Origin of the sequence: Pseudoflavonifractor sp. An184 (assembly GCF_002160305.1) — a bacterium.
GTDB lineage: Bacteria > Bacillota > Clostridia > Oscillospirales > Oscillospiraceae > Lawsonibacter > Lawsonibacter pullicola.
Genome location: NZ_NFKI01000037.1, coordinates 22,862 through 33,567 on the forward strand (window position 1 = coordinate 22,862; position 10,706 = coordinate 33,567).

Genomic DNA, 10,706 nt, shown 5'->3' on the forward strand with positions numbered 1-10,706 from the left:
ATGAGAAAGTGGATTGAGACCACCGGACGTTCTGAGGAAGACGCCATTGCCGCCGCCCTGTTCCAGCTGGGCCTGGACCGGGACGACGTATCCGTGGAGGTCATTGAGCGGGCCAAGTCCGGCTTCCTGGGCTTCGGCGGCAACCCCGCCAAGGTCCGGGTGAGCTACGAGGTCCCCGGCGAGGATGAGGAGCCCTCCTCCCCCGCCCCGGAGAAGGCCCCGGAGCCCGCAGCCCCCAAGGCGGAGCCTGTCCCGGAGAAGAAGGCCGAGCCCGTCTCCCCCGCCCCCCAGGCGGAGAAAAAGGCGGAGCCCGCCCCCAGAGAGGACGCCAACCGCCTGCAGCCCGGGGATGAGGTGCTCATCGGCCGGGAGGAGACCAACGCCCCCAAGGGGATGGACGGCCAGCCTCTGGAGCTGGCCCCCGCCGGCGACCCCAAGGCCGCCCGCATCCGGGAGTTCCTGGCCGGACTCATGGAGCACCTCCAGGTGGAGGCGGTCCCCGACATCTATGTGAGTGAGAACGGCTATAAGGTGATTCTCCAGGGCCGCGGCCTGGGCGCCATCATCGGCCGCCGGGGCGAGACCCTGGACGCCATCCAGCAGCTCACCAACTACGCGGTGAACCACGGCCAGTCCAAGCGGGTGCGCATCCACATCGACGCCGAGGGCTACCGGGCCAAGCGGGAGGAGTCCCTCCAGCGCCTGGCGGTGAAGGTGGCCGGCAAGGTGGTCAAGTACCGCAAGAACATGACCCTGGAGCCCATGAACGCCTATGAGCGCCACGTGATCCACGCGGCCCTCCAGGACTACCCCAACGTGACCACCTACTCCACCGGCGTGGAGCCCAACCGCCGGACGGTGGTGGCCTACGCCCCGGGGCAGAAGTAAAGTTTATACAGACAAGCAAAAGCGGGAGGAACTCACGTTCCTCCCGCTTTTGCTTGTCAAAAACCTCTGTTGAGATGAATCCGCTCAAGTTGGGGCGGGGGAGCTCGAGGGGGCGGCAGCCCGCCTCGAGTGGAATCGCTTTCTTATCGTTTGATGAGCGCCACCGCCACGTCGTTTACGTTGGTGCCGGTGGGACCGGTGCGGATAAGGCCGCCCACCCGGTCCAGGGCGTGGTAAGCGTCGTTCTCCGCCAGAACCTGGTGGATAGTGAGGCCCGCCGCCTCCAGGCGGTCCTTCGTGCTTCCGTCCACCAGGCCCCCCGCCGCGTCGGTGGGGCCGTCGGTGCCGTCGGAGCCCAGGGAGAAGATCAGGGTGTCCGCCAGTCCCGCGATCCCCTGGGCGGCGGAGAGGGCCAGTTCCTGGTTGCGGCCCCCTTTCCCCTGGCCGGTGAGGAGGACCACCGTCTCGCCTCCGGCCAGAAAGGCCAGGGATTTCTGAGTGTCCTGGTGGGTCCTGGCGATGGAGGCCAGGAAGGAGCCCGCCTCCTTGGCCTGACAGCACAGCTGGTCGGTGAGCAGGACCGGCTCATAGCCCAGCCGCCGGCAGGCCGCGCTGGCGGCGGCGCACAGCTCCCGGACGCTGCCGGTGATCACCGTCTCCACATTGTCCAGCGCCTTGGGGGTCTCCTCTTGGAGGAGCGCCCGGGCCTGGGGCGACAGGGGGAGCCGGTACTTCTCCGCCACCGCCTGGGCCTGCGCGCAGGTGGACTGGTCCGGGTAGGCGGGGCCCGAGGCGATCATGTCCAGGGGGTCCCCCAGAATGTCGGACAGGACGATGGAGAACACCCGGGCCGGGGCGCACAGCTGGGCGAACCTCCCCCCTTTCACGGCGGACAGCCGCTTGCGGACGGTGTTCATCTCCACAATGTCCGCCCCGCAGGCCAGCATGGCCTGGGTCAGATGGGAGAGCTCCTCCGCCGGAATGAGGGGACATTCAAACAGGGCGGAGCCCCCGCCGGACACCAGGAACACCACCGTGTCCTCCGCCGTCAGATTCTCCACCAGCTCCATGGCCGCCCGGGTGCCCCGGAAGGAGTTCTCATCGGGGACCGGGTGCCCCCCCTCATAGACGGCGCACCGGGGGATCTCCCCCCGGCTGTGGCCGTGCTTGGTCACCACCACCCCGGCCTCCAGCCGGTCCCCCAGCAGCCGGGCGGCGCAGTGGGCCATCTGCCAGGCCGCCTTGCCCACGGCCACAAGAAAGACGCGGCCCGCGCCGAAGGTCCGGCCCTCCAGGGCCCGGCGCACCGCCTGGTCGGGCAGGCAGGCCGTCAGAGCCTCCTGGATGATGGTTTGCGCGTCTGTGTGGATGGACATGATAGTCGCCCCCTGGAAATGGAAATCCCGGCCCTGTTCGGAGAGTGCCGGACATTGATATCATGATACCATACTGGACCGGGGTTTGGATTGTCTGCAAATCAATTTTTTGAGAGAAGCCCGATATAGGGCGGTTGTCATGGAAGCGAACCGCAGGGCCGCCAGCGCAGAATGGCCGCGCCGCGGCCTGTCAGCGGGATCAATCTGTAAAGCAAACACGCTCCGCATTGCCTGTTTTTGGCGATGCGGAGCGTGTTCTTTGAATTTTTCAGGGACAGATAAACTTACCCCTTCTTCTTGGAGGCCAGCTTCATGCGCTCGCCGTGGTCCAGAACGCGCTTGCGCAGGCGTAAATTTTCCGGGGTGCACTCCAGCAGCTCGTCGTCGGCCAGGAACTCCAGGCACTGCTCCATGGACATCTGCTTGGGAGGCGTCAGGCGCAGCGCCTCGTCGGAGCCGGAGGCACGCATGTTGGTCAGCTGCTTCTTCTTGCACACGTTGACAGAGATGTCCTCCGCCTTGGGGGTCTCGCCCACGATCATGCCGGCGTACACCGGAGTGCCCGGGCCGATGAATAGGGTGCCCCGCTCCTGGGCGTTGAAGAGGCCGTAGGTCACCGCCTCGCCGGTCTCAAAGGCCACCAGGGAGCCGGTGGAACGGCGCTGGATGTCCCCGCGCATGGGCTCATAGTGGTCAAAGACGGAGGCCATGATGCCCTCCCCCTTGGTGTCGGTCAAAAACTCGTTGCGGTAGCCGAACAGGCCCCGGGAGGGGACCATAAACTCCAGCTTGGTGCGGTTCCCCACCGGAGTCATGTTCTGCAGGTCGGCCCGCCGGGACTGGAGCTTGTTGATGACCGCTCCGGTGTAGTCGTTGGGCACGTCGGCCACCAGCAGCTCCATGGGCTCGCACTTCTTGCCGTCGATCTCCTGGTAGAGCACCCGGGGGGGAGACACCTGGAACTCATAGCCCTCCCGGCGCATGGTCTCCATAAGGATGGACAGGGACATCTCGCCCCGGCCGGCCACGTTGAAGGAGTCGGTGGAGTTCTCCACCTCGGACACCTTCAGGGACACGTCCTTCAGGGTCTCCCGGAACAGCCGGTCCCGGAGCTGGCGGCTGGTGACGAATTTGCCCTCCCGCCCGGCGAAGGGGGAGTCGTTGACGGAGAAGGTCATCTCGATGGTGGGGGCGGAGATCTTGACGAACTCGATGGGCTCCACGCAGTCGGGGGCGCAGATGGTGTCGCCGATGGTCACGTCGCCGATGCCGCTCATGGCGATGATGTTGCCGGCGGTGGCCTCCTGGACGGGGACCTTGGCCAGGCCGTCGAACTCATAGAGGGCGGTGGCCTTGGCCTTCTTGGGGGCGGCGTCCGGATCGTGGTAGTTGCACACGGCGATCTCCTGGTTCTGCTTGATCACGCCACGCTCGATACGGCCGATGGCGATGCGGCCCACAAACTCGTTGTAGTCGATGGAGGAGACCAGCATCTGGAAGGGGGCGTCCACATCCGCCTCGGGGGCGGGGATATACTCCAGAATGGTGTCGAACAGGGGCTTCAAGTCGCTGCCCGCCTCGTCGGGCTGGACGGAGGCGGTGCCCTGGCGGCCGGAGCAGAACAGCATGGGGGAGTCCAGCTGCTCGTCGGTGGCGTTCAGGTCCATGAGCAGCTCCAGCACCTCGTCGATGACCTCGTACACCCGCTGGTCGGGACGGTCGATCTTGTTCACCACCACGATCACCCGGTGGCCCAGCTCCAGGGCCTTGCTCAGCACAAAGCGGGTCTGGGGCATGGGGCCCTCGGCGGCGTCCACCAGCAGGATGACGCCGTTGACCATCTTCAGGATGCGCTCCACCTCGCCGCCGAAGTCGGCGTGGCCCGGGGTGTCCACAATGTTGATTTTTACGCCGTTGTACTCCACGGCGGTGTTCTTGGCCAGGATGGTGATGCCCCGCTCCCGCTCCAGGTCGTTGGAGTCCATGACCCGCTCCACCACGGCCTGGTTCTCCCGGTACACGCCGGACTGCTTGAGCATCTGGTCCACCAGAGTGGTTTTGCCATGGTCGACGTGGGCGATAATGGCAACATTTCTCAATTTTTCGTTCCGCATTTCTTGAATCCTCCTACTGATCTATGGCAAAACCACTCGGGGCCCCATCGCAGATGGGGCGCGCCGAATGGCGCGTTTTAAAAATCCTTCTTTCTCCTGTGCGGCGGAGCCGCACCCCAAACCGAAGCCCAGCGAAGCGGGTTCGGTTTGGAGAGGAGCCGTAAGGGAGCGGGCGAGGGATGCCCACACCTGGGCGTCCCGAGCTTAAGCGGACTTTGCGGCGACGAGGTCGACGTGGGCGATAATGGCAACATTTCTCAATTTCTCGTTCCGCATTTCTTGAATCCTCCTGCAATCAATCCGAAGACACACCGGCCCGTGCAAGTTCGTCCGGACGTGCCAAAACGAAGGAATCGCTTCCACCGGAGCGGACCGCCCCGGGGAAACATTCCCCTGAAATTCATTCAGACGGTATATTATACCGCTCTTTGGTGGGAAACGCAACGAATTTGCAAAAAATCTCACACAAATTTGTCCCCTCCTTTTCCTGGCGGCTTTTGGCAGAAAAGCGGAACCCTGGGGAAATCTATGTGGAAAACTCGGTGGAAAGTGTGGAAAACCGAAAACCTGTTCGACAGCTCTTGACAGAATCGAACATTTGTTGTATTCTTGATACGAACATACGTTTGAATTTGGCCGGGGCGCTGGAAAGTCCCAACTATGGGACGGGCAGCCCAGTATGATACACATAACAGGCCGGTTACCGGTCAATCCGCCCGCCGGGCATTTATTGGAGGGAGAGACGATGCAAACCCTGTACTACACCACTGGAAACTTTATCCGCCACACCGGCAATGTGGTGGACCTGACCGAGTACCGCCGCCGGCTGGCTCAGGCCCAACAGGAGCCGGAGGAGGCAGGGGAAACCCGCGTCCTCCTCCCCCGGGAGAGTGTTCCCGGTCCCCGCCGGACCAGAGCCAGAAGGGCCCGCCGCCGGGCGCTGGTTCTGGACGCCTGCGCCAGCATGGGGGTGGTGGTGATGACCTTGACGTTTACCCTGCGGATGCTGGCGCTTTGAATTTTGAGTCTGAAATAAGAGCGCTATGCAGAGTAATTAACCTTTCTGCATAGCGCTTTCTCTTATTTTGGAGGGTTGCCGCCCCCGGGGAATTCTCCTCTCCCCGGTTGGGAAGGCTGCGCCCAATGGGGCGCAGGGCGTACCTCAAAGTCCTGGCGGCAGATCGGCGCTGACCACCTGCCAGCCCCGGGGATAGTAGTTCAGGGTGATGGTGCACAGGCTGCTCTGGCCCCCGGCCTCCGCCTGGACCTGGAATGTGATCCGGTCCCCCTCCCGGCCGACCAGGGTCACCTCCTGAATGTCACAGCCGCTGTAATAGTTCAGCACAGCTTGGCGGGCGTTTTCCTCTGTGTCCTGAGGCGGCAGCTGGTCCAGATAGACGGGCAGGAAGCCCCGGGAGAGAATAGCCACCTGCCCCTCCTCCGACCGCAGCCAGCGGGTCAGGACCCGGGCCGGGTGGTCCTCCGGCAGGTCCGCCCGGGTGACGGCGTAGTAGCCGCCGGTCAGGGGGTAGCTCCCTTCCGAAATGGTCTGAGCGGTGGCGGGCACCCCCTCGTAGTCCAGAATCTTCAGGGAGGAGGCGATGCCGGTGATCTCGTCCATGTTCTGAAGGTAGGTAAACAGGGTATACCCCAGGGCATAGCTGTCGCTGGGCTGGCCGAACATCCCGCCGGTGTGGTAAAAGGCGGTCTGCTCCAGCATCCCCTCCATGGTCAGCTCCACATAGTTCTCCTGGATGGAGGGGTCCATGGGCTCCCCCTTCAAAATCAGGTTGTCCAGCTGGGACTGGCTTCCGCTGTCGGCGTTGCGGCAGATGGGCACCAGCGCCCGGTCCGGTCCCCCCAGCTCCGTCCAGCTGGCGATGCCGTTGTGCAGATAGATGTCCCGCACCTGGTCCCCGGTGATGTTGGCGGCGGTGTTCTCCACCGGAGTGATGAAGATCAGAGCCTCGGCGGCCACTTGAGCAAGTTCCAGCTCCACCCCCGCCTCCTTGGCCTGGCTCAGCACATCGGCGGATGGAGAGGGGGCCAGAATCAGGTCCAGATCTCCGGCGATGAGCTTCTCATAGGAGGGCACCGTCTTGGAGGCCTCCCAGGGGTAGCCCTCCTCATCCATGGACTCCGGGCCGAACACCGCCTCATAGGCGGCCTGGACGATGCCCAGAGTGGAGGTGGAGCCGTCCACCCGGGGGTAATTTTTCTCCGTCACCCCCAGCTTCTCCAGGTCCAGGCCGGACTCTATGGGGGCTGTCTCCGGGCCGGCCTCAGGGCTCCCGCCTGGATTCCCCTCCGCCCCGCTGGAGGCGGAGCCCGCCGGGGCGGCGCAGGCGGAGAGCAGCAGGCCGGACAAGAGCAGACAGACGGCCGGTTTCCACAATTTCATAGCGGGTCCCTCCTCTATATTTTTTGTATCTCTATGATAGCACATTTTCCCGGAAAAAACAGGACCAAATCTCCACATCCAGCTCTTGACAGGTGGAAAAATGTATATTACAATGGGGTGCAAATCCGAAAGCGACGACAGAGAACAGTACCCCGGGCCGGGAATATCAGAGATGGGATGGCCGGTGCGAATCCCACGAAGGCGCGGCGGGAAGGCCCTCTGGAGCGCGGGCAGGCAATGGCCCGCCGTCTCCCCACGTTACGGGGGTCGAGTGTGTACCTCTGGTACAAATTCAGGTGGAACCACGGATCGTTTGATTCGCCCTGAGCCTTTTCCGGCTCGGGGCGTTTTTATTTGGACGGAGGCTGTGCCCTGCAGGCAACGTGGAGCATGGGAGAACAGGCGGCTGCAAGGATCGCCCCTACGGCAACACATACACCGGATCGTTGGCTCTACAACGCCAGGCGCAGCAGTTGAACCGCACCAGGAATAAATTTTGCAAACCCAGGGCCCAGTGGCCCGGCGGGAATTTAGATGCTCACTCAGATTTTGCGCGCCGGAGCTTCCGCTCCAACCAACCAGGAGCGCGTCCCCCGTAATGGGGTCCGGGGTGGGCGAATATGGGCACGTAAGTGCCCATCCTGAGCTCACCCCGGGGGCGTTTTGGTTCCTTTGCCGCCATGGGCAAAGGAACTCGCCGCCCGCAGGCGGCGAAACTCCCCCGCGCAAAACGAACTAATTCCAAACCCTGCTTCCCCCTCTTGGAAATGTATATCAATCAAAAAACCATCCAATGCTAGGAATAAAAGGAGTTTTATCATGAAAAACAGCGAAAAGACCATGGAAAAAATCGTAAACCTGTGTAAGGGCCGGGGCTTCATCTTCGCCGGGTCCGAGATCTACGGCGGCCTGGCCAACACCTGGGACTACGGCCCCCTGGGTGTGGAGCTGAAGAACAACGTGAAGAAGGCCTGGTGGAAGAAGTTCGTCCAGGAGAACCCCTACAATGTGGGTCTGGACGCGGCCATCCTGATGAATCCCCAGGTGTGGGTGGCCTCCGGCCATGTGGGCGGCTTCTCCGACCCGCTGATGGACTGCAAGGAGTGCAAGGAGCGCTTCCGCGCCGACAAGGTCATCGAGGACTGGTGCCAGGAGAACAATTTCGAGCTGGGCCACAGTGTGGACGCCATGACCCAGGCCCAGATGAAGGAGTTCGTGGAGGAGCACAACATCCCCTGCCCCACCTGCGGCAAGCACAACTGGACCGACATCCGCCAGTTCAACCTGATGTTCAAGACCTTCCAGGGCGTCACCGAGGACGCCAAGAACACCGTCTACCTGCGCCCCGAGACCGCCCAGGGCATCTTTGTCAACTTCCAGAACGTCCAGCGCACCACCCGGAGAAAACTGCCCTTCGGCGTGTGCCAGATCGGCAAGTCCTTCCGCAACGAGATCACCCCGGGCAACTTCACCTTCCGCACCCGGGAGTTTGAGCAGATGGAGCTGGAGTTCTTCTGCACCCCCGGCACTGAGCTGGACTGGTTCGCCTACTGGAAGGACTTCTGCCACAAGTGGCTGCTGAACCTGGGCATGCGGGACGAGAACCTGCGTCTCCGCGACCACGACCCGGAGGAGCTCTCCCACTACTCCAACGCCACCACCGACTTTGAGTTCGTCTTCCCCTTCGGCTGGGGCGAGCTGTGGGGCGTGGCCTCCCGCACCAACTTCGACCTGACCGCCCACCAGAACACCTCCGGCAAGGACATGACCTACTTCGACCAGGAGAAGAACGAGCACTATATCCCCTACGTCATCGAGCCCTCCCTGGGCGCCGACCGCGTCACCCTGGCCTTCCTGGTGGACGCCTACGACGAGGAGGTGGTGGACGAGGCCAAGAACGACGTGCGCACCGTCCTGCGCCTCCACCCCGCTCTGGCCCCCTTCAAGTGCGCCATCCTGCCCCTGTCCAAGAAGCTGGGCGACAAGGCCCGGGAGATCCAGACCGAGCTGTCCAAGTATTTCATGGTGGACTACGACGACGCCGGCTCCATCGGCAAGCGCTACCGCCGCCAGGATGAGATCGGCACCCCCTACTGCATCACCGTGGACTTCGAGACCGTGGGCGACGACAAGACCCCCGCGGACAACGCCGTCACCATCCGGGACCGGGATACCATGGAGCAGGTACGAGTGCCCATTTCTGAGCTGAAGGCCTGGCTGGAGGAGAAGCTGGCTTATTAAGAAAAAGTTTTCCCCCTGCTCCATGCCCGCCGCACAGCGGCGGAAACCGAGCATTTTGGCGCAGCCAAAATCTCGCCGGAGGGCGGATTCACTCCGCCCGAGGATTTAAAATCGGCCTTGGGGCCCCACAAACGCCTGCGTTTGTGGGAGCGCAGGTACGAGTGCCCATTTCTGAGCTGAAGGCCTGGCTGGAGGAGAAGCTGGCCTACTGATTTTTCCACAAAAAACCGCTTTCCTGTGGATTGTTCCGCGGGAAGGCGGTTTTCTCATTTTTGGAATCTGCCGTCTGCTTTTTTCAGCCTTCCCCCCGAGGGGAAGGCTAAAATGAGCAGGCGGCGAAATTCCCCTGCAAGACGGCGCGCTGAGGTCGTCTCGCCATACATAGGGAGCAGAAACCCCGGCGGCGGGGGCAAGCCCCCGCCCTACAAGCATTGGAAACCTCAGAGACGGACGGCCCTATGGAGCCGCCCCTGCGGAGTGGGGAAAAACCTGCCCCCTCACCCGCCCCGCAGGGCGAACCCTGCCAAATAGGGCGGCGGCAAAAATCCCTCCCCAAGGAAAACCTTTCGCCTTTTTCCTCCGGCTGTGTTATAATAACAGTAAGATGCCAGACTATGCTCTCATTTGGAGGTATCCATGCCCAACATACAAGTATTAGACTCCCATGTGGCCGACCTGATCGCCGCCGGCGAGGTGGTGGAGCGGCCCGCCTCCGTGGCCAAGGAGCTCATGGAGAACGCCATTGACGCGGGGGCCTCCGCCGTGACGGTGGAGATCGCCCACGGGGGGATGACATTTCTGCGGGTGACCGACAACGGCTGCGGCATTCCGGCTTCCGAGCTGAAGACCGCCTTTCTCCGCCACGCCACCAGCAAGCTGCGCACCGAGTACGACCTGGAGGCCATCGGCACCCTGGGCTTCCGGGGGGAGGCCCTGGCGGCCATCTCCGCCGTCTCCCGGGTGGAGGTGATGACCCGCACCCAGGACAGCTCTCTGGGGGCCTCCCTCTCCCTGGAGGGGGGCGTGCCCGGACCGGTGGAGGAGGCGGGCTGTCCCCTGGGCACCACCATGGTGGTGCGGGACCTGTTCTACAACACCCCGGCCAGGCTGAAATTTATGAAGAAGGACGCGGCCGAGGGGGCCGCCGTCTTTGCCGTGGTCCAGCGGGTGGCCCTGTCCCACCCGGAGGTGAGCGTGAAGTTCCTCCGGGACGGGAAGCAGGAGCTGCTCACCCCCGGGGACGGGCAGCTCCAGTCGGCGGTGTACGCCGTTCTGGGCCGGGAGCTGGCCCTGGGCTTCACCCAGGTCAGCGGCTCCGGGGAGGATATGGCGGTCACCGGCTATGTGTCCCAGCCCGCCTGCTGCCGGGCCAGCCGGAACTGGCAGTTCTTCTTCGTCAACGGCCGGCAGGTGAAGTCCCGGCTGATGATGGCCGCCCTGGAGGAGGCGTACAAAAACCAGAAGATGGTGGGCAAGTTTCCCGCCTGCGTCCTCCACCTGGAGCTGAAGCGCAGCGCGGTGGACGTGAACGTCCACCCGGCCAAGACCGAGGTGAAGTTCGGCAATGAGCGCTCGGTGTTCGGGGCGGTGTACCACGCCGTCCTGGCCGCCCTGGAGCGGGACCACACCCGCCCGGCGGCGGTGCTGGAGAGGCCCAAGCCCCACGACACGGTGACGCCCCGCCAG

At 63.5% G+C, this 10,706-nt stretch carries 7 protein-coding genes; 4 read left to right on the forward strand and 3 right to left on the reverse strand.

Annotated elements, in window-relative coordinates:
• A complete protein-coding gene (jag, locus tag B5F19_RS11945; protein ID WP_087290755.1) occupies nucleotides 1–888 on the forward strand; it encodes an RNA-binding cell elongation regulator Jag/EloR in 888 nt (295 codons plus the stop codon).
• A gap of 143 nt (nucleotides 889–1,031) precedes the next feature.
• Here jag and B5F19_RS11950 read toward each other — a convergent pair whose 3' ends face one another.
• Nucleotides 1,032–2,264: a glycerate kinase gene (locus B5F19_RS11950; RefSeq protein WP_087290757.1), complete on the reverse strand. Its 1,233-nt coding sequence runs from the start codon at nucleotides 2,262–2,264 to the stop codon at nucleotides 1,032–1,034.
• Between the two features lie 284 nt (nucleotides 2,265–2,548).
• Entirely contained in the window at nucleotides 2,549–4,378 is a 1,830-nt protein-coding gene (gene typA / locus B5F19_RS11955; RefSeq protein ID WP_087290759.1) for a translational GTPase TypA, read from the reverse strand.
• Between the two features lie 745 nt (nucleotides 4,379–5,123).
• Here typA and B5F19_RS11960 point away from each other — a divergent pair.
• Nucleotides 5,124–5,396, forward strand: a complete 273-nt coding sequence (locus tag B5F19_RS11960) for a hypothetical protein (protein WP_087290760.1) — start codon at nucleotides 5,124–5,126, stop codon at nucleotides 5,394–5,396.
• A gap of 144 nt (nucleotides 5,397–5,540) precedes the next feature.
• Here the strand turns inward: B5F19_RS11960 and B5F19_RS11965 are convergent, their stop codons facing one another.
• Entirely contained in the window at nucleotides 5,541–6,779 is a 1,239-nt protein-coding gene (locus tag B5F19_RS11965; RefSeq protein ID WP_087290762.1) for a substrate-binding domain-containing protein, read from the reverse strand.
• 819 nt (nucleotides 6,780–7,598) lie between these two features.
• Here B5F19_RS11965 and B5F19_RS11970 point away from each other — a divergent pair.
• Together B5F19_RS11970 and mutL are read left to right on the forward strand one after the other, a co-directional pair.
• Nucleotides 7,599–9,020 (forward strand): glycine--tRNA ligase, encoded by a 1,422-nt coding sequence (locus tag B5F19_RS11970; RefSeq protein ID WP_087290764.1) that lies wholly within the window; start codon nucleotides 7,599–7,601, stop codon nucleotides 9,018–9,020.
• A 636-nt stretch (nucleotides 9,021–9,656) separates the two neighbouring features.
• On the forward strand, nucleotides 9,657–10,706 hold a 1,050-nt coding region (gene mutL / locus B5F19_RS11975; protein WP_140394227.1), incomplete at its 3' end, for a DNA mismatch repair endonuclease MutL.

What these genes read in the sequence shown, in the direction of transcription:
- jag (WP_087290755.1), top strand. Translation starts at nt 1, where the DNA reads ATGAGAAAGTGGATTGAGACCACCGGACGTTCTGAGGAAGACGCCATT.
- B5F19_RS11950 (WP_087290757.1), bottom strand. Translation starts at nt 2,264, where the DNA reads ATGTCCATCCACACAGACGCGCAAACCATCATCCAGGAGGCTCTGACG.
- typA (WP_087290759.1), bottom strand. Translation starts at nt 4,378, where the DNA reads ATGCGGAACGAAAAATTGAGAAATGTTGCCATTATCGCCCACGTCGAC.
- B5F19_RS11960 (WP_087290760.1), top strand. Translation starts at nt 5,124, where the DNA reads ATGCAAACCCTGTACTACACCACTGGAAACTTTATCCGCCACACCGGC.
- B5F19_RS11965 (WP_087290762.1), bottom strand. Translation starts at nt 6,779, where the DNA reads ATGAAATTGTGGAAACCGGCCGTCTGTCTGCTCTTGTCCGGCCTGCTG.
- B5F19_RS11970 (WP_087290764.1), top strand. Translation starts at nt 7,599, where the DNA reads ATGAAAAACAGCGAAAAGACCATGGAAAAAATCGTAAACCTGTGTAAG.